Origin of the sequence: Sphingomonas fuzhouensis (genome assembly GCF_034659795.1) — a bacterium.
In the GTDB taxonomy this organism is placed as follows: domain Bacteria; phylum Pseudomonadota; class Alphaproteobacteria; order Sphingomonadales; family Sphingomonadaceae; genus Sphingomonas; species Sphingomonas fuzhouensis.
In genome coordinates, this window is sequence record NZ_JAXSQY010000005.1 from 85,964 (window position 1) to 104,645 (window position 18,682).

Sequence of the window (18,682 nt, forward strand, 5' to 3'; positions counted from 1 at the left end):
CAGAACGCCCCCGAACGCAATCGGAGCCGTTCGAAACCAAGGAAAAAACCGAAAGGCCGATGTCGTACTCGGCCGGGCCGTCAGCTTTTCGCCGTCACCGGAACGGACGCCCGCGCGGTCGGGGCCGGGACATCCCGCCCCAGATGCCGCGTGGCGTAGAGACGCCGCAGGATCAGCGCCAGATCGTCTTCGCGCAGGTCGGAGGCGGGATCGATCACCGCGCCCTCGGGCAACGCCTCCACCCATGCCGCCAGACGATTGCAGGCGGCGCCAAGCTCGGGATCGATGCTGTCGTCAAAAGCGGCCATGCCCCAACCTAGGCCTTTCGCCGTCGGACCGCCAGACCATCCGGAACGACACGCCCCCGCATTCGTCTGTCTTCCATGGCCGAGGCAGACAGCGGGACCAGCACGAAACGGCCCACGCGTCGGCAGGCGACGGAATCGTGCGACGGGGGCGATGCGGTGGCGACGTCGACAGGCCAGCCGCCGACCACGCCCGATGGCCGCTATATCGTCGTGCGGGGGCGATTGTGGCGCAGGAGCAACCCCGCCTTGACGCCGGAGGCACGACAGAAGCTGGTCGATGCGCTGATGCAGGCCCGGCGCGCGGTGCGGAGCGCGATGGCGCAGGAGGACGAAGCAGGGCTCCGTCAGGCGAGGGCGCAGGTTCAGGCGGCGAAGGTCGCGCTGGGCGAGCGGGGCCCGGTATGGTGGGACGACGGCGCGCCCGATCTCAACCGTCACATGGTCCGCAACACCGGCTATGCCGATTGGTATGCGGACAGGGAATCCGGCCGATAAACCTCGCCCCCTCCGATCAGATCAGCCAGGCAAAGGCCCGCCGCAGCCGGTCGGCACCATCGCGCGTGAACGGGGCACCATGCGCGAAGATGACCCGCTCCGGCGCGGTGGCGATCATCGTCCCGACCGCTGCCCGCACCCGCGCCCCACCGATCCGCAGCGCCGCGCGCACGTGCAGGCCGGTCGTCGCGCGCGTCGCCAGGGTCGCACGCATCGCCGCAGCGGTCATCGGGGTCAGCTTGGCGGGCTCCAGATTCTCGACGAGATCGGCGAGGATCAGCGTCCCGCTGGCCCGGTGATGGAACCACGCCTCTTCGAACCCGCCGCCGCCCCGCACCAATCCCTGCGCGATATCGCTCGCCCAGGCCTCGGGCGCCTGATCGCTCAGATCCGCATCGATCCGCACCCCGGCCTTGCGGACCGCCGCCCGCGCGCGAAGCGCGGGCACGCCCCAGCTGGTCGCCTCGGGACAGGCCTGTTGCCAGTCCTTCAGGAACGTCCAGTGCGCGACGGTCGGCGCGACGAGATGCCGCACCGGGCCGAGCGCGGTCAGGGCCTGCCCCAGCGCGGGCGTGTAGCGGGTCGGCGAATGGAGCAGGAGCCCGCCATCCGTCAGCCGGACGACCGTCATCCGAATGGGAAGCGTCATCCCCATGGCGCGGATCGGCCCGCTATCGACGATCCAGATATCGGCCGCAAAGGGCTTGGGCGTGTCGACGGGCGGATATGTGATGGCGCCCTTCGCACTCGCCGCGCCACGGGTCAGCCATAGCAATCCCGCCACGGCACCCAGGGCAGCAGTGCCGCCAAGAACCAGATTGCCGCGCCGCGCCGATGCCTGCCTGTCATGGGTCATGGCCAATCCAGCGAATGCCAGACGCATAAGTTCCAGCAAGCCATTGTTATAAAAGCGAATCTTCCCGATCCATGCGCGCGATCGGTGGGAAAGTTCGGACGTGCTGGCGCAGCTTATGGCGTCAAAGCAATGGGATAGGCAGCCATCAGGCACGCGGGCCCTTCTGCAAAATAATTGCGCTATTGCATGTCATTCGCACAAATGGCATTGCCCCGTTCCCGAAGGGGATCGTCCATGTTTGCTGTGCCGCCGTCCTGCTCCGCGCGGGGCCTTCTGCTCTGGATGTCACTCGCCTCCCCCGGATCGGTGTTCGCCGTACCGGCCATGGCGCAGACGGCGGCGGACGTGACCGGCAGCGAGATCGTCGTCACCGCCGACCGGCGCGACAGCTTCGGTGCGGATTATGTCCAGGCGGGCACGTTCCGCGATGCGCGGTTGCTCGACACGCCGCTGACCGTCGCGATCATGACCAGGCCGCTGCTCGATGCGCAGCAGGCCCGATCGATCAACGATGCCCTGCGCAACACCGCCGGGGTCAGCCAGGCGCAGATCAATACGAGCATCTACAGCAATCTGGCGGTGCGCGGCATCACGCTCAACAATTTCACCAATGTCCGGTGGAACGGCGTGCTGCCGATCGTCAACCTCATCGAACAGCCGATCGAGAGCAAGGACCGGATCGAGGTGCTGAAGGGCGCCGCCGGTCTCTATTACGGCTTCGCCACCCCCTCGGGCATCGTCAATCTGGTCACCGAGCGGCCAACCGACGGCCCGCTGACCCGGATCGCGATTCAGGGCGACAGCAACGGCTCGGTCGGCGCCCATGCCGATGTCAGCCGCCGCTTCGGCACCGCGGGGGTGCGGATCAATGCGGGCACCGATATCCTGCAAACCGGCGTCCGCCGTACCCAGGGGATGCGCGGCTTCGTGACCGGCGCCTTCGACTGGAAACCGGTCGACGGCCTCCAGATCCTGCTCGACGCCGAATATATCTACAAGACGATCACCGAGCCGACCGAGTTCAGCCTGACGGCGGTCAACGGCAGGATCACGCTGCCGCCGCTCCTCTCGCCGCGTCAGAATCTGGGTGCGGACTGGATGCAGGCGCGGGGGAAGGAAACCAACCTGCTCGCCCGCGTGAACTACGACTTCGCGCCCGGCTGGCGACTGGCGGGCGCGGTGGGGCGGTCCTATCTGACCCGCGACCGGGCCTATTCCTCGTTCGGCCGCTATAATCCGGCGACCGGCGACGGCACGCTCACCGTCGCGCAGACGACCGGCAACGACTATACCAACATCGTCTATCGCACCGACCTGTCGGGCACCGTCCGCACCGGCCCGATCGAACACAGCCTGCTGGTCGGTGTCGCCTATCAGACCCGCGACGGCAATGTGCCGACCGCCGTGCGCCGCACTTTCGCGCAGAATCTCTACAACCCGGTCCTCATCCCCTATCAACCGTCGCCGCCCCGGATCATTCCCAACCCGACACGGACCGAGGATCTGGGCGTCTATGTCTTCGACCGGGCTTCGCTGGGCGACTGGCTGCAGGCGACGATCGGCTGGCGCAAGACCCGCTACACCGATGTCAGCCGCACCAGCGCCTATGAAGTGAAGCCCGATACGCTCTCCTATGGCCTGATGGTCAAGCCGGTGCGCTGGGTCAGCGCCTATGCCAATTATATCGAGGGGCTGGAGCCCGGCCCGATCGCCCAGCAGATCGCCAACAATGCCGGTGAAATCCTGCCCGCCGCGATCAGCCGCCAGAAGGAGGCCGGGGTCAAGATCGAGCCGCTGGCCGGACTGTTGCTGACCGGCACCTATTTCCACATCGCGCGGCCGTCCGCCTATCTGAACAGCGCCAATGTCTTCGTGCAGGACGGCGAGGCGGTCTATGAGGGCGGCGAGTTCAGCGCGGTCGGCGAACTGGGCAAATATCTATCGATCACCGCCAGCGCGATGACGCTGTCGGCGCGCCAGCGCACCGGCGCGGCCAATGTCGTGGGCAAGGACATCGAGAATGCCGCGAAATTCTCCGGTTCGCTCTTCGCCGAATATCGCCTGCCCGGCGTGCCGGGACTGAGCGTGTCGGCGGGCATGTTCCGGGTCGGGCGGCGCGCGGTGAATGCGCTCAACCAGGGCTATGCGCCGGGTTACGAGACGTTCGACCTGGGCCTGGGTTATCGGTTCGATCTGCTGGGCAAGCGCGCGACGATCCGTGCCTATGGCGACAATATCACCGACCGCCGCTACTGGGCCTCGACCGGGTCGAGCCTGTTGGCGCAGGGTCTGCCGCGGACGATCAAGACCAGTTTCGCCATCGACCTGTAGCACCGCCGACGCCGCCAGCCGTCACATCCCCGGTTACCTTTGGAGGCGCCACGGGTTAAGTCGCCCTATGGAACAACAAGCCCTTGTCTTCGCGCTGATCGGTATTCTGGGGATCGGTGCCCAGTGGATCGCCTGGCGGACCGGATGGCCCGCGATCGCGCTGATGCTGGCGGCGGGCGTGGTCGCCGGACCGATCACCGGCCTGATCGTGCCCGAACATATCTTCGGCGAACTGCTGGAGCCGATGATCTCGGTCGCGGTCGCGCTGATCCTGTTCGAAGGCGGATTGAGCCTGAACTTTCGCGAGTTGCGCAAGACCGAGGGGGCGGTGACCCGGCTGATGATGATCGGCATCCCGCTCGGCTGGGTGCTGGGGTCGCTGGCCTGCTATTATGTCGCCGGGCTGGTCTGGCCGGTGGCGATCCTGTTCGCGGGCATCCTGGTCGTGACCGGGCCGACCGTCGTCATCCCCCTGCTGCGCCAGAGCAATATCGCCGCGCGGCCCCGCGCGATCCTGAAATGGGAAGCCATCGTCAACGATCCCTTCGGCGCGCTCTGTGCCGTCATCACCTATGAATATCTGCGCCGGGTCGACGAGGGCGGCACCTTGTTGTCGGTCGTCACCGCGCTGCTGGGTGCGGCGGTGGTGTCGGGGCTGATCGGCTATGCGATGGCGCGGGCGATCGCCTGGGCCTTTCCACGCGGGCATGTACCCGAATATCTGAAGGCGCCGGTGTTGCTGGTCGCGGTGATCGGCACCTTCGTCCTGTCCAACCTGATCCAGCAGGAAACCGGGCTGCTGGCGGTCACCGTCATGGGCGTGGCGATCGCCAATATGCGGCTGGATTCGCTGCGCGACATTCATCCGTTCAAGGAGAATGTCACCGTCCTGCTGATCTCGGGCGTCTTCGTCCTCCTGTCCGCCTCGCTCGATTTCGAGGTGCTGCGCCTGTTCGAATGGCGCTTTGCCGCCTTCCTTCTGGCGCTGTTGTTCCTGGTGCGCCCGGCGACCGTGCTGATCGCGCTGGCCTTCAGCAAGCTACCCTGGAACGAGCGCCTGCTGATCGCCTGGATCGCGCCGCGCGGCGTCGTCGCGGTGGCGGTATCGGGCCTGTTCGCATTGCGGCTCGACCAGCTCGGTTATGGCAACGGCAACATCCTCGTCACCCTGTCCTTTGCGGTCGTGGTGGCGACGATCATCGCGCATGGCTTCAGCATCCGCTTCGTCGCGCGCTGGCTGAAGGTCACCGGCGCCACCCAGAAGGGATTGCTGATCGTCGGCAGCACCCCCTGGAGCGTGTCGCTGGCACAGCAGATCCAGTCGCTGGGGCTGCCGGTGATGATCGCCGATACCAGCTGGCAGCGGCTGGCGAGCCCGCGCCAGGCGGGGATCGAGACCTATCATGGCGAAATCCTGGCCGAGACGACCGAGGAGCGGCTGGACCTCAGCCAGTTCCAGGTGATGGTCGCGACGACCGAGAACGAAGCCTATAACGCGCTGGTCTGCAACGAATTCGCCCATGATATCGGCCGCGACTCGGTCTATCAGCTGGGCGGCAGCGGCGATGACGAGGATCATCGCAGCCTGCCCGAGGCGTTGCGCGGGCGCGCCATGTTCACCGCCGGGCACGGCGTGGAGGACATTCTTCAGCGCGAGGCGGCGGGCTGGACCTTCCGCAAGACGCGGATCAGCGAACAGTTCAATTTCGACACTGCTCGCTCGACCCTGCCCGACGAAGCCGACATGCTCTTCGTGCTGCGCAAGGACGGCCGCATCCGCTTCTTCACGCACGCCGCGCGACCGACGCCGCAAAATGGTGATATCGTCATATCCTACGGACCGTCGCGCCACGCGGATTCGGACAACAAGACCATATTCTAGAATGGGGAGGCCATGGCATGACGATATCGAAGCGGACCTATCGGGCGGCGCGCGCCATGGCGGTGGCGACGCTCGGCCTGGGCATGGCGGCGTGCCAGCCCGGCGGCAAGACGGTGGCGAACGAGGCGGTGGAAGCGCCCGCCGACGACAATGCGATGGCGATGAACAACAGCGCCATGGCCGAGCCCCCGGTCGAGACCAAATCGATCATCCGCCCCGATATCGAACCCGCGCCCACCCCGTCGCCCACGCCCGAGCCGATCGAGCGCACCATCCCCTTCCCCGCCAAGGGTACGCAGCCGGACCAGGCGGGCCTGGCGCTGCTCGACACGCTGGTCGCCGACCCGACCTATCGACTGGGCGGCCCCATCACGCTCTGGGGGCATAGCGATTCCGCCGGCTCCGACGCCACCAATCTGGTCGCCTCCCGCCACCGCGCGGAGGCGGTGCGCGACTATCTGGTGAAAAAGGGCACCGCGCCCGATCGCATCACCGTTATCGCGATGGGCGAGGCGAACCCGATCGCGCCGAACCGCAAGCGCGACGGAACGGACGATCCCGAGGGCCGCGACAAGAACCGGCGGGTGGAAATCAAGGTGGACCTGCCCCAGGCCGCCACCAGCACGCCGACGGAGGCCAAGACCGACACGCCACCCCCACAGGGGCAGTAAGCGCCTCACCGGTGCTGTCCGTCTTTGAAAGCCGCGACCTGGCTTGCAAGGTTCTGCCACTCCGCCAGGGCGACGGTGGACGTCTCCCATGCTACCGGACGGGGCGATGGCACGCAGCATCCCGGTGCGCCTGATCGTAGCGATGCCGGGTGATGTCCCTCCCGCTACGCTGCCTGGCCGCGCACTGCCCGGAGCGCTGACCGCGCGACATGTTCTGGACGCAGCCGGGACGAATCATGACATCCGGCGTGCGCAGATCTACACGCGTCCTTCTGCCATCCGTCTATGGAAAGCAGGTTGATCTAAAGATCACCTAACGCACGCTTCGCCAACGTTCACGTTCGACCGCAAAGAACCGAATCAAAAGTGGGCATGAATATAGGCGCAGTGATCCCGACTGTTATTTTACCCAATAAAATCAGGGATTTTTGGCGGAGCGGGAGGGATTCGAACCCTCGATACGGTTTTGCCGTATACTCACTTTCCAGGCGAGCGCCTTCGACCACTCGGCCACCGCTCCGCATTGAGTCCATGCCTGGAACACGCGCCCCTAATGCGCTTCCACGCGCCGCGCAAGCGATTGCGTGGCGCGTTGGGCTGGGGCAGTCTGGTCGACCATGACGATCGCGCTTCTGCTCGCCGCGCTTCTGGCGCAGGCTTCGCCCTCCCCCGCTCCTGTCGCGCAAGCGGGCGATCCGTTGCCTGGCGACTGGATCGCGGTGCCCGATGACGAACTGCTGGTCTTCACCCTGGCGAACGGCCGGACGGTGACGCTGCGGCTCGCGCCGGGGCAGGCGCCGGTCCATGTCGCCAATATCCGGGCGCTGGCGCGGGCGCATTGGTGGGATGCGGGGACCAGCGTCTACCGCATGCAGGAAAATTACGTCGCACAATGGGGCGATGCGACCGAGAAGAAGCCGCTGCCCCCCGGCATCGTCGCCAATCCCCCGGCCGAATATGTGCACAGCGGCAACAGCGCGACCGCGCGGTTGAGCAAGCCCGATCCCTATGCGGCCTGGGCGGGCTATAGCCGTGACGGCTGGCCGCTGGCGGGCGATGCGTCCAGCGAGTGGATGCCGCATTGCTATGGCATGGTCGGGGTCGCGCGCGATCTGGCGCCCAGCACGGGCAGCGGCGCCGAACTCTACACGATCATCGGCCATTCGCCGCGCGCGTTGGACCGCAATATCGCGGTGGTCGGCCGGGTGGTCGACGGAATGGACGCGCTCTCCACCCTGCCGCGCGGTACTGGCGATCTGGGTTTCTACAAGGACGCAGGACAGCGGCTGCGCATCGTGTCCGCCCGGCTCGCCAGCGACATGCCCGCCGCCGAGCGCCCGCATTTCCAGTATCGCGAGACGGTGTCCCCGCGCTTCGCCGCCTGGATCAAGGCGCGGGAGAATCGGCGGAACGACTTCTTCACCGTGCCCGCCGGCGGCGTGGACATTTGCGCCGCGCTGCCGCCGGTGCGCAAGACGCCCTGACCCGATAGCCCGTCAGACGGGGGCCGCCGAACGCGCGGCGGCCCCCGCCCCTATCAGGCAGCCCCCGTCAGGCAGCCCCTGTCAGGCCGCCGCTTTCTTGCCCGGCTCGATCCGATGGGCGACGAGGTGATCGACCACGGCAGGATCGGCCAGCGTCGAGGTATCACCCAGCGCATCGACCTGATTCTCGGCGATCTTGCGCAGGATGCGCCGCATGATCTTGCCCGAGCGGGTCTTGGGGAGAGCGGGCGCGAATTGCAGCGCGTCGGGGGTGGCGATCGGGCCGATCTCGCGGCGGACCCATTGGATCAGCTCGGCGCGCAGGGCCTCGTCTTCCTCGACCCCCGCGTTCAGCGTGACGAAGGCATAGATGCCCTGCCCCTTCACGTCGTGCGGCATGCCGACGACCGCCGCTTCGGCGACCTTGGCATGGGCGACCAGCGCGGACTCGACCTCGGCGGTGCCCATGCGGTGTCCCGACACGTTGATGACGTCATCGACCCGGCCGGTGATCCAGTAATAGCCGTCCTCGTCCCGGCGGCATCCGTCGCCGGTGAAATATTTGCCCGGATAGGTGGTCAAATAGGTCTGGAAGAAGCGATCATGATCGCCCCAGACAGTGCGCATCTGCCCCGGCCAGCTGTCGGCGATGACCAGATTGCCCTCGACCGCGCCGTCCAGCACCTTGCCCTCGGCATCGACGATCTGGGGCAGCACGCCGGGCAGCGGCTTGGTCGCCGAACCGGGCTTCAGCGGCACCGCACCGGGGATCGGCGCGATCATATGGCCGCCGGTCTCGGTCTGCCACCAGGTGTCGACGATCGGGCAGCGGCCTTCGCCGACCACATGGTAATACCATTCCCAGGCTTCCGGATTGATCGGCTCGCCGACCGAGCCCAGCACACGAAGCGAGGAGCGGTCGGTCTTCTTCACCCAATCGTCGCCCTCGCGCATCAGCGCGCGCAGCGCGGTCGGCGCGGCGTAGAAGGTCGACACCTTGTACTTGTCGACGATCTGCCAGAAGCGGCTGAAATCGGGGTAATTGGGCACGCCCTCATACATCAGGGTCGTCGCGCCATTCGCCAGCGCGCCATAGACGACATAGCTGTGCCCGGTGACCCAACCCACATCGGCGGCGCACCAGAAGACCTCGCCCTCGCGATAGTCGAAGACATGCTGGTGGGTATAGGCCGCCCAGAGCAGATAGCCGCCGCTGCTGTGCAGCACCCCCTTGGGCTTGCCGGTCGAGCCGCTGGTATAGAGGATGAACAGCGGGTCCTCCGCCCCCATCGCCTCGGCCGGGCAGTCGGCGGCGGCGGCCTCGACCAGATCGCCATACCATTGGTCGCGACCGTCCTTCATCGTCACCTCGGCCCCGCTGTGGCGGACGACCAAGACATGGTCGACCGAAACGCCGTCATGCTCCAGCGCGGCATCGACATTGGCCTTGAGCGGCACCGCCTTGCCCCCGCGACAGCCGCCGTCGGCCGTAATCACGATGCGCGAGTCGCAATCGACGATGCGGTTGGCAAGGCTCTCGGGCGAGAAACCGCCGAACACGATCGAATGGATCGCGCCGATCCGCGCACAGGCGAGCATCGCGAAGGCCGCCTCGGGGATCATCGGCAGATAGATGGTGACGCGGTCGCCCCTGGCGACGCCCAGACCTTTCAGCGCATTGCCGAGGCGGCAGACCTGTTCGTGGAGTTCGCGATAGGTGATCCGCCGCTCGGTGCCGGGCGCATCGCCCTCCCACAGGATCGCGACCTGATCGGCGCGGCTGTCCAGATGGCGGTCGATACAGTTGGCCGCGACGTTCAGTTGCCCGTCGGCGAACCAGTTGATGCGGAAATCCGCCTCGGCAAAGCTGGTATCCTTGACGGTGGTGAAGGGCGTGATCCAGTCGAGGCGTTTCGCCTGCTCGCCCCAATAGGCATCGGGATCGGTGCGCGCGGCGTCATAGGCGCGGGCATAGCCCTGGGCATCCATCGACGCGCTATCGGCCCAGTCCGGAACGGGGTGAAGATGTGCGCTCATGCCAGTCTCTCCTGTCTTTTATCGACCTTCTAGCAGTCCAACATGGCAAATGCCTATCGGCTCCGTGACAAAGTGCTGCGTGCGAGCCGGGGCGGCCGGGCCGTGCAAAATGTCACCACGATGACGACCGATCGTAACAGTCGCGACGCGCCTTCGCCAAGACAAGGCGGTGCTGGGCGGGACATTTGCATCCATTCAGAGCAAGATACCGGCCTGCCCCTCTATTCCTCGTGGCAAAGCAACGCTACAGCGGGATGTGCGCCAGGTTTCGAGGGGAGACGAACCGAGCATGATCGAGACTGCCCACGACCCTGCCGATATCCCTGCCGGTTTTGCCGCTGTTCTGGCGCGCGCGGGTGAGATGGGTCGGCTGATCGCCGGGCATGACTGGGCTGCGACGCCGCTTGGGCCCATCGCGACCTGGCCGCAGAGCCGGATGACCGCGATCGCCATTGCGCTGGCCTCCGCGATTCCGATCGCCACCATCTGGGGGCCCGAGGGCATCCTGATCTACAATGCGGGCTATGCCGAATTTTCGGGCGACCGGCACCCTGCGATGCTGGGCGCGCCGCTGGTCGAAATATGGCCCGAGGCGGCGGCGTTCAACGCGCAGATCATCGCCGAAGGGCTCGCGGGCCGGACACTCGCCTATCGCGATCAGGCGATGCTGCTCGATCACAAGGGCCTGCCCGAACAGCATTGGCTGGACCTGGACTATACCCCCATCGCCGACGAAACCGGCCGCCCGGCGGGAATCCTGGCGACCGTGATCGACAGCAGCGCGCGGATGCGCGACCGGCAGGATCGCGAGGTCGCGCTGTCCGCCGCGCGCGAGAGCGAGGCGCGGTTCCGCAACGTCGCCGATCACGCCCCGATCATCATGTGGGTCACCGATGCCGATGGGCATTGCACCTATATCAACCGCGCCTGGCAGCTGCAGACCGGGCAGGACGTCGCGCAGGGCCTGGGCTTCGGCTGGATCAAGACGCTCCACGCCGACGACCGTCAATCGGTCGAGCAGGCCTTTCGCAGCGCCATTGCGGAGACGCGGGCCTTCCAGGCCGAGTTCCGGCTGACCCAGGCAGGCGGCGGCTATCACTGGATGATGGTCACCGCCATTCCGCGCTTCGACGACGACGGCGCCTATCTGGGCATGATCGGCTCGGTCATCGACATCGACGAGCGCCGCCGGGCCGAAGCGACGCTGCGCGACGTCAATGCAGTGCTGGAGCGCCGGGTGGTGGAGGCGCTGGCCGAGCGCAAGCTGTTCGCCGACATCATCGATTCGACCGGCACCATGGTCCAGGTGCTGGGCTTCGACCATCGCTATCTGGCGATCAACCGCGCCGCCGCCGAGGATTTCGAACGCATCTTCGGCCTCCGCCCCATGATCGGCCAGCACAAGAGCGAGGCGATGGCGGGCCGCCCCGAAATCCTGTCGGTGATGCGCGATTACTGGACCCGCGCGCTGGCGGGGGAGGATTTCTCGGTCATCCAGGCGCTGGAGGACATGGCGGGCGAACGGCGGCATTACGAGCTGCGCTTCAGCCCGCTGGTCTCGGCCGAGGGCACGCCGATCGGCGCCTATCAGTTCGCCACCGATGTCTCGGAACGACTGGCGCAGCAGGAGCGGCTGCACGACATGGAGGCGCAGCTGCGCCAGAGCCAGAAGATGGAGGCGGTCGGCCAGCTGACCGGCGGCATCGCGCACGACTTCAACAATCTGCTTCAGGTCGTGGTCGGCAATCTGGAGATGCTCGACCGGCTATTGCCCATCGACGAACATCCGCGCGCCCGGCGGGCCGCCACCAACGCGATGACGGGCGCCAGGCGTGCCGCGACGCTGACCCAGCGGCTGCTCGCCTTTTCGCGGCGGCAACCGCTCGCCCCGCAATCGGTCGATGCGCGGCGGCTGGTCGACGGCCTGTCCGACCTGCTGACCCGGACGCTGGGCGAACAGGTCCATCTGGCGGTCGAATCTGCCCCCGATCTGTGGCTGGTGGAGGCCGATCCCAACCAGTTGGAAAGCGCGATCCTGAACCTGGCGGTCAATGCCCGCGATGCGATGCCGCATGGCGGCACCCTGTCGATCGCGATGCGCAACGCCACGCTCGACGGGCTGGCGACGATGGCGGCGGGGCCGGTGCCCTATCCCACCGATCCGGGCGATTATGTCGCGATCGATGTCAGCGACACCGGCACCGGCATGGACCGCGCGACGCTGGGCCGGGTGTTCGAGCCGTTCTTTACGACCAAGGAGGTCGGCAAGGGCACCGGCCTGGGCCTGTCGATGGTGTACGGCTTCGCCAAACAGTCGGGCGGCCAGGTGCAGATCGAGTCGCATCCCGGCGAGGGGACCTGCGTCACCCTGTTCCTGCCGCGCTTTCACGGCGAGGGGACCGCCGCGCCCGAATTGCCGCAGCCCGCCGCGCACCCGATACGCGGGTCGGAGACGATCCTGGTGGTCGAGGACGATGCCGATGTCCGCAGCTATTCGACCGAGGCGCTGCGCGAACTGGGCTATGACGTGCTGGAGGCGGAGGATGGCGCCTCGGCGCTGGCGTTGCTCGATGCGCCGGATGCGGCGCGTATCGCGCTGCTGTTTTCCGACGTGGTATTGCCCGGCGGGATGACCGGGGCCGATCTGGCCTCGGCCGCGCGGACGCTGCATCCGGAGCTGAAGGTGTTGTTCACCACCGGCTATGCCCGCGACGTGATCGTCCATGGCGGGCGACTGGACGCCGGGGTGGCGCTGATTACAAAGCCATTTGATTTTGCCGATCTGGCAGCGCGTATTCGGGCGATGCTCGACGCATGAAGCGCGGGTCCGGGGCATCGCCCGGCCCCCGCATGCCGCCACCGGCCCGCTTGGCGGCATAGGAGCGCGCATCCGCCTGCTGGATCATGTCTTCCAGATCGGCATGGGGCACCACGCCGACCATATAGCCCAGGCTGATCCCGACCGCGACGGTCGACGCCTTGCCGACAGGGCCGCTCGAATCGCCATGCACCGGATCGCAGGCCCCCACCAGGTCGCAAGGCTGGGTCAGCTGCATATGGAGACGCTCGGCCAGCCCTTGCGCCGCCTCGGCCCCGCCCCGCTGCACCACGATGAACTCGTCGCCGCCGACCCGCGCGACGATCGTACCCTCGGGAACGACCGCCTGGATTCGCGCGGCAAGGATGGTGAGCAGCTTGTCGCCCGCCGCATGGCCGAACCCGTCATTGATGCCCTTGAACCCGTCGAGGTCGAAGGCATGGACCGCGATCCGCCCCGCCTCGCCGCTGGTCAGCGTCTCAAAGGCTTCGCGCAGACCCAGCCGGTTCAACAGGCCGGTCAGCGGATCGTGGCGCGCCAGCGTCTCCATCTGAAGCCGCAGCGTGACGGCGCGCCGCGCGGTCGCATAGACATAGCCGACGCTCTGTAATCCGGCCGCGACGAAGATCGCCACGATCGCCGCGACGAAAAGATATTGCCCGCCGCGCGCACCGATCGCCAGGGCGTTGGGCACCCCCAGACAGATAATCGCACCGCTCGCGATATTCGGCCGGATCGACACCCGAGCGATCAGCCCTGCGCTATAGCCGAAGGTGATCGCGACCGGCAGCAAATGGAGCACGACCAGCGGCAATCGGTAGATCGCCACCGAATACAGGCTGATCGACAGGCAGACGGTGAGGGTGGTGACGGCATGGACGCATTCATGCCGCCGCACCCGGTCGAGCGACGCACTGCGATACGACGCCCGGCGATGATGATGATCCAGGATCACACCGATCTTCAGGAGACAGCTCAGCACGCCGCAGATCGTCGCGACGAGGACCAGGCGGCTGGGCATGATCGACAGGATATGAATGCCGCCCGACAGGATCATGCCGCACAGGATGGCCATCGGCACGATATTGTCGGCAAGGCCGTCGACGAGTTCGCGGTATACGGGCTCCGGTTCGTCTCTTCGCAACAGCGCGTTCATCCGAAGCCTTTTCATGTATCCCCGATGAATGTTTAAACCCATGATATCAACAATGATTTAAGACGCACCGATTGATTGACGATATCGTCAAGTTTCTGCCCCATCGGAGAGCGCGGCAAATCGGTCCTCGGCGAAGGTCATCCTGCCCGAAGAAGCAGGATAAGCGACGATAATAACGTATTTTCTTTTAAGATTCCCACGCACAAGCCGGTTGCGTGCCCGGCCATGTCTGCCGAAATGGAGGATGCCCCGCCCATTCATCATCGTCAGCGCCGCCACCCGCCCCTGCGCATGGGGCGATCGGCGCCGACGAGCCCGAGTTGGCCGCTTGCGCGTTGGGGGCGCTGGCGCGAAAGGACAGGGATGGCATCGCGATTTCGGCAATTCTGGAGCGAGGAGGAATGGTCCTTCGCCCCGCATGAGCGGCCGACCATTCCCGGCTCGCCCGGCAATTTCGACCATCCCAACCGGCGACGCATCGCGTACGGCGTGATCGCGGTACTGATCGGGCTGACCGGCGGCCTGGGCAATGCGCTGGTCCAGGTGAACACGGTGCAGTTGCAGGGCGCACTGGGGCTCGACCCGACCGAGATCGCCTGGCTGCCTATCGTCTATGTGATGACCAACGCGTCAATCAACCTGTTGCTCATCAAGTTTCGCCAGCAATTCGGGCTGCGGCCCTTCGCGCTGCTGTTCGCCGGGCTCTATACGATCCTGGCCTTCGCCCATCTGTTCGTCCGCGACTTCGCCACCGCCATCGCGGTGCGCGGGGCGAGCGGCATGGCGGCCGCCGCGCTGTCGTCGCTGGGCCTGTATTACATGATGCAGGCGCTGCCGGCGAAATGGCGGCTGAAGGCGATCGTGCTGGGCATCGGCGTGCCGCAATGCGCGACGCCGCTGGCACGGCTCTTCTCACCCGAATTGCTGGCGATGTCGCAGTGGCGCACCCTCTATCTGTTCGAGTTCGGGCTGGCCGCGGTCAGCCTGGCGGCGATCATCGCGCTGCGCCTGCCGCCGACGCAGCGGGTCAAGGCGTTCGAACCGCTCGATTTCCTGACCTTTGCGCTCTACGCGCCCGCGATCGGCCTGTTCTGCGCGGTGCTGGGCCAGGGGCGGCTGGTCTGGTGGACGCAGGCGGCGTGGATCGGCTGGGCGCTGGCCATCGCCATCCCGCTGCTCGCCGCTGCCCTTTGGATCGAGCATAACCGCGCCAATCCGCTGCTCAACACGCGCTGGCTGGGGTCGATGGACATCGTCCGCTTTGCGATCGTCACGATCATGGCGCGGATCGTGTTTTCGGAGCAGAATTTCGGCGCGGTCGGCCTGTTGACCGCGCTCGGCCAGAATAACGACCAGTTCGGCACGCTGTTCACTATCGCCTTCATCGCCTCGATCGCGGGGGTGGCGATGAGCGCGATCACGCTGGACGTGACCCGGCTGACCCATCCGGTGATGTTCGCGATCGGGCTGGTCGCGATCGCTGCCTATGCCGACAGCTTCTCGACCAACCTGACCCGCGCGCCGGAACTCTATGCCACCCAGGCGGTCATCGCCTTCTCCACCACCTTCTTCCTCGGCCCGTCGCTGCTGTTCGGCATGACCCGCGCGCTGCAACAGGGGGCCGGGCATGTCATCAGCTTCATCGCGCTGTTCGGGATGCTCAATTCGGTCGGCGGCCTGGGCGGCACCGCGCTGCTCGGCACCTATCAGGTGATCCGCGAAAAGGCGCACAGCGCCGCCATCGTCCAGAATATCGACCCCACCGACCCACAGGTGACGCAACGTATCGCGGCGGCCGGCATGCGGGTGTCGGGCGTGGTCGGCGACGCGACACTAGCCCGTGCCGAGGGGGCCGCCCTGTTGTCGCGGGCCGCCACGCGGGAGGCAAATATCCGCGCCTATAACGACGTCTTCCGACTGGTCGCCGCGCTGGCGGCGGCCGTCACCCTTTTCCTCGCGCTGCTGACCTGGCGGCGTGCGCGCCGCGCTCATGCGGCCAAGGTGCAGCCATGACCGATACCCGATCGCCCGTCTCCCCCACCCCGATGACCGAGGAAGCCGCCGCCGAAGCGGGGGCGCCCCCACCTGCACCCGCACCGGTTCCGCCGCCCGCCCCCGCCTCGGGGTGGCGTCCGCCCTCGGGCGGGTGGCGATCGCGCGCGTTGATCGCACTGCTGGTGATCGGCGGGATCGCGGCGGTGCTGGCGGCGTGGCGGCTGCCGCCCTTTTCCAGCGAGGTGCAGTCGACCGACAATGCCTATGTCCGCGGCCGGACGACGGTGATCGCGCCGCAGGTCAGCGGCTATGTCACCGCGGTTCTGGTCAAGGATTTCGACACAGTGCGCGCAGGCCAGCCGCTGGTCCGGATCGACGACCGCATCTATCGCCAGCGGGTCGACCAGGCGAGCGCGCAGGTCGCCGCACAGGCCGCCACGCTCGCCAACAGCCGCCAGGCCCAGGCTTCGCGCGCCGCCAGCCTGACCGCGCAGGGTGCCGCCGTCGCCAATGCCGAGGCGCAGCTGATGCGCGCCCAGGCCGATATGGCGCGGGTCAACGACCTCGTTACCGACGGCTCGGTATCCTTGCGCGAGCGCGACCAGACGCTTGCCGCGCTCCGCCAGGCGCAGGCGCAGCTGCGACAGGCCAAGGCCGCACGCGACATCGCGCAACAGGATGTCCGTACCGTCGTCGTCGGGCGCGGCGGGCAGCAGGCGGGCGTGTCGGGCGCGGAGGCGGCACGGCGGCTGGCGCAGATCGACCTGGCCAACACTGTGGTCCGCGCGCCGGAGGATGGCCGCCTGTCCGAAGTCGGCGTGCGGCTGGGCCAATATGTGACGGCGGGCTCGCAGCTGATGTTCCTGGTGCCGCCCGAAACCTGGGTCATCGCCAATTTCAAGGAAGCGCAGACCGCGCGCATGGCGGTGGGACAGCCCGCCAGCTTCACCGTCGACGGCCTGAGCAATGCCCGGCTGAAGGGCCATGTCGAGCGGATCTCGCCCGCCGCCGGGTCCGAGTTCGCGGTGCTGAAGTCCGACAATGCCACCGGCAACTTTACCAAGGTGCCGCAGCGTATCGCGGTGCGCATCCGCGTCGATCCGGGCCAGCCCCTGGCCGCCCGCCTGCGCCCCGGCATGTCGGTGCAGGCGAGCGTCGACACGACGGGCGGGCCGAGCGTGCGATGAGACACGCCGCCCTCCCCCTCGCCGCCGCCCTGCTCCTGGCGGGGTGCATCGGCCCGCGCCCTGCTGCGCCCATCGCCAGCGCCGTCGTGCCGCCGCCCGCCTGGCGCACCACGCTGGGGCCGGGCAGTCCGATCGCGGGTGATTGGTGGCAGGCGTTCGGCGATCCGCAACTGACCGCGCTCGTCACCCGCGCGCTGGCCGACAGCCCCGATCTGGGCAGCGCGGCGGCGCGGATCGAGGAGGCGCGCGCGCAGGAACGCCTGGCCCGCGCGCAGCTGTCCCCCAATGTCACGGCGGGCCTGCCGCTGACCGAGGGGCGCAGCGTCACCGCCTTCGGCACCGGGCTCGACCAGTTCGGTGCGCAGCCGCTGGTTCAGGCGAGTTACGACTTCGACCTGTTCGGCCGCCTGCGCAACACCCGCGCCGCCGCCCGTGCGCAGTTGCTGGCGACCGAGGCGGCCCGCGATACCGTCCGCCTCGCGCTCGCCGCCGGGGTGGCGAGCGGCTATGTCACGTTGCGCGCGCTCGACCATCGGCTGCACATCGCCGAGGAAACGCTGGCCGCCCGCTCCGATGCGCTGCGCATCGCGCGGCGGCGGGCCGAGACGGGCTATACCTCCCATCTGGAACTGCGCCAGGCGGAAGGCGAGTATCGCGCAACCGAACAGCTGGTCGCCGCCGCCAAGCTGGCGGTGACCCGGCAGGAGAACGCGCTTAGCGTCCTGATCGGCGGCGCGCCCGGCCCGATTCCGCGCGGGCTTCCGATCGACAGGCTGGTCCGCCCCGCCATCCCCGACGGCCTGCCCGCCGACCTGCTCCGCCGCCGCCCCGACCTGTTCCAGGCCGAACAGGCGCTGGTCGCCGCCGACCGTTCGCTCGACAGCGCGCGGGCGGCGATGCTACCCAGCCTGGGGCTGACCGGCACGGCGGGCGTGGTGCTGTCCAACGCGCTCAACAATCCGATCACCATCTTCTCGATCGGCGGCAGCGTGCTCGCCCCGATTTTCGACGCGGGACGGTTGCGCGCCCAGGCCGATGCCAGTGCGGCCCGGCGCGACCAGGCGGCCTTCGCCTATCGCCGCACCGCGCTGACCGCCTTTCGCGAAGTGGACGACAGCCTCGCCTCGGTCCGCCGCTCGGGCGAGCAGGCGGTGGCGCTGGCCGGGCAGCGCGCGGCGCAGGCCGAGGCACTGCGCATCGCGTCCAACCGCTACCGCGCGGGCTATTCCTCCTATCTCGAACAGCTCGATGCGCAGCGCGGCCTGCTCTCCGCCGAACTCGCCCTGGCCGAGGCGCAGGCCAATCAGCTCACCGCCTATATCACCCTGTATCAGGCGATGGGCGGCGGCTGGTCGGCGGATGCCATTCAGGCGACGGCGCGGTAATCGGGTCGCGATGGAACGCACAGGACCTTGACGCGCTGACGCCATCGAATCGATTCTGGACCCAATGACCTACAGGA

13 protein-coding genes and 1 tRNA gene are annotated in these 18,682 nt (G+C 67.4%); 9 read left to right on the forward strand and 5 right to left on the reverse strand.

All coding sequences use genetic code 11. From position 1 onward, the window contains the following. Window positions 1-80 precede the first annotated feature (80 nt). Window positions 81-308 carry a hypothetical protein gene (locus U1H82_RS11965; RefSeq protein ID WP_322965171.1) on the reverse strand — a complete coding sequence of 76 codons (228 nt, stop codon included), beginning with the start codon at window positions 306-308 and terminating at the stop codon, window positions 81-83. Between the two features lie 156 nt (window positions 309-464). On the opposite strand from U1H82_RS11965, the gene U1H82_RS11970 reads away from it, so the two are divergent. After that, window positions 465-803: a hypothetical protein gene (locus U1H82_RS11970; RefSeq protein WP_322965172.1), complete on the forward strand. Its 339-nt coding sequence runs from the start codon at window positions 465-467 to the stop codon at window positions 801-803. 16 nt (window positions 804-819) lie between these two features. On the opposite strand, the gene U1H82_RS11975 is transcribed toward U1H82_RS11970, so the two are convergent. Then, window positions 820-1,659, reverse strand: coding sequence for a DUF4336 domain-containing protein (locus tag U1H82_RS11975; RefSeq protein ID WP_322965173.1), 840 nt, complete (start codon window positions 1,657-1,659; stop codon window positions 820-822). Window positions 1,660-1,893: 234 nt separating this feature from the next. On the opposite strand from U1H82_RS11975, the gene U1H82_RS11980 reads away from it, so the two are divergent. The 3 genes from U1H82_RS11980 (at window position 1,894) to U1H82_RS11990 (ending at window position 6,543) form a co-directional block, all read left to right on the forward strand. Beyond that, window positions 1,894-3,990, forward strand: coding sequence for a TonB-dependent siderophore receptor (locus U1H82_RS11980; protein WP_322965174.1), 2,097 nt, complete (start codon window positions 1,894-1,896; stop codon window positions 3,988-3,990). Between the two features lie 67 nt (window positions 3,991-4,057). Then, entirely contained in the window at window positions 4,058-5,872 is a 1,815-nt protein-coding gene (locus tag U1H82_RS11985) for a cation:proton antiporter (protein WP_322965175.1), read from the forward strand. A gap of 17 nt (window positions 5,873-5,889) precedes the next feature. Continuing rightward, complete coding sequence (locus U1H82_RS11990; RefSeq protein ID WP_322965176.1) at window positions 5,890-6,543, forward strand: OmpA family protein; 654 nt, start codon at window positions 5,890-5,892, stop codon at window positions 6,541-6,543. Between the two features lie 429 nt (window positions 6,544-6,972). On the opposite strand, the gene U1H82_RS11995 is transcribed toward U1H82_RS11990, so the two are convergent. Further along, window positions 6,973-7,063 (reverse strand) — tRNA-Ser (locus U1H82_RS11995). 97 nt (window positions 7,064-7,160) lie between these two features. Between U1H82_RS11995 and U1H82_RS12000 the strand changes: the two genes are divergently transcribed. After that, window positions 7,161-8,027, forward strand: a complete 867-nt coding sequence (locus tag U1H82_RS12000; protein ID WP_322965178.1) for a peptidylprolyl isomerase — start codon at window positions 7,161-7,163, stop codon at window positions 8,025-8,027. Between the two features lie 81 nt (window positions 8,028-8,108). Here the strand turns inward: U1H82_RS12000 and acs are convergent, their stop codons facing one another. Next, the gene (gene acs / locus U1H82_RS12005; RefSeq protein WP_322965180.1) at window positions 8,109-10,064 is read right to left on the reverse strand and encodes an acetate--CoA ligase; all 1,956 of its coding nucleotides are present in this window, start codon (window positions 10,062-10,064) and stop codon (window positions 8,109-8,111) included. Window positions 10,065-10,353: 289 nt separating this feature from the next. Here acs and U1H82_RS12010 point away from each other — a divergent pair, with 289 nt between their 5' ends. After that, on the forward strand, window positions 10,354-12,882 hold the full coding sequence (locus U1H82_RS12010) for a PAS domain-containing hybrid sensor histidine kinase/response regulator family protein (RefSeq protein WP_322965181.1): 2,529 nt from the start codon (window positions 10,354-10,356) through the stop codon (window positions 12,880-12,882). On the opposite strand, the gene U1H82_RS12015 is transcribed toward U1H82_RS12010, so the two are convergent. Next, window positions 12,821-14,053 carry a diguanylate cyclase domain-containing protein gene (locus U1H82_RS12015; RefSeq protein WP_322965182.1) on the reverse strand — a complete coding sequence of 411 codons (1,233 nt, stop codon included), beginning with the start codon at window positions 14,051-14,053 and terminating at the stop codon, window positions 12,821-12,823. The genes U1H82_RS12010 and U1H82_RS12015 overlap by 62 nt on opposite strands. A gap of 348 nt (window positions 14,054-14,401) precedes the next feature. Here U1H82_RS12015 and U1H82_RS12020 point away from each other — a divergent pair, with 348 nt between their 5' ends. From U1H82_RS12020 to U1H82_RS12030, 3 genes are read left to right on the forward strand one after another with little or no spacing between them, the layout of a single operon-like run. Beyond that, on the forward strand, window positions 14,402-16,051 hold the full coding sequence (locus U1H82_RS12020; RefSeq protein WP_322965183.1) for an MFS transporter: 1,650 nt from the start codon (window positions 14,402-14,404) through the stop codon (window positions 16,049-16,051). Then, window positions 16,048-17,220: an HlyD family secretion protein gene (locus tag U1H82_RS12025; RefSeq protein WP_322965184.1), complete on the forward strand. Its 1,173-nt coding sequence runs from the start codon at window positions 16,048-16,050 to the stop codon at window positions 17,218-17,220. Before U1H82_RS12020 ends, U1H82_RS12025 begins: the two co-directional genes overlap by 4 nt. Next, window positions 17,217-18,605 carry an efflux transporter outer membrane subunit gene (locus U1H82_RS12030; RefSeq protein ID WP_322965185.1) on the forward strand — a complete coding sequence of 463 codons (1,389 nt, stop codon included), beginning with the start codon at window positions 17,217-17,219 and terminating at the stop codon, window positions 18,603-18,605. The genes U1H82_RS12025 and U1H82_RS12030 overlap by 4 nt, the downstream gene beginning before the upstream one ends. Window positions 18,606-18,682: the final 77 nt, after the last annotated feature.

Bases quoted from the DNA above. Each gene is read 5' to 3' on its own strand.
- U1H82_RS11980 (WP_322965174.1), top strand. From the start codon at position 1,894: ATGTTTGCTGTGCCGCCGTCCTGCTCCGCGCGGGGCCTTCTGCTCTGG.
- U1H82_RS12010 (WP_322965181.1), top strand. From the start codon at position 10,354: ATGATCGAGACTGCCCACGACCCTGCCGATATCCCTGCCGGTTTTGCC.
- U1H82_RS11975 (WP_322965173.1), bottom strand. From the start codon at position 1,659: ATGACCCATGACAGGCAGGCATCGGCGCGGCGCGGCAATCTGGTTCTT.
- U1H82_RS12000 (WP_322965178.1), top strand. From the start codon at position 7,161: ATGACGATCGCGCTTCTGCTCGCCGCGCTTCTGGCGCAGGCTTCGCCC.
- U1H82_RS12025 (WP_322965184.1), top strand. From the start codon at position 16,048: ATGACCGATACCCGATCGCCCGTCTCCCCCACCCCGATGACCGAGGAA.
- U1H82_RS11990 (WP_322965176.1), top strand. From the start codon at position 5,890: ATGACGATATCGAAGCGGACCTATCGGGCGGCGCGCGCCATGGCGGTG.
- U1H82_RS12030 (WP_322965185.1), top strand. From the start codon at position 17,217: ATGAGACACGCCGCCCTCCCCCTCGCCGCCGCCCTGCTCCTGGCGGGG.
- U1H82_RS12015 (WP_322965182.1), bottom strand. From the start codon at position 14,053: ATGAAAAGGCTTCGGATGAACGCGCTGTTGCGAAGAGACGAACCGGAG.
- U1H82_RS11965 (WP_322965171.1), bottom strand. From the start codon at position 308: ATGGCCGCTTTTGACGACAGCATCGATCCCGAGCTTGGCGCCGCCTGC.
- U1H82_RS11985 (WP_322965175.1), top strand. From the start codon at position 4,058: ATGGAACAACAAGCCCTTGTCTTCGCGCTGATCGGTATTCTGGGGATC.
- U1H82_RS12020 (WP_322965183.1), top strand. From the start codon at position 14,402: ATGGCATCGCGATTTCGGCAATTCTGGAGCGAGGAGGAATGGTCCTTC.
- acs (WP_322965180.1), bottom strand. From the start codon at position 10,064: ATGAGCGCACATCTTCACCCCGTTCCGGACTGGGCCGATAGCGCGTCG.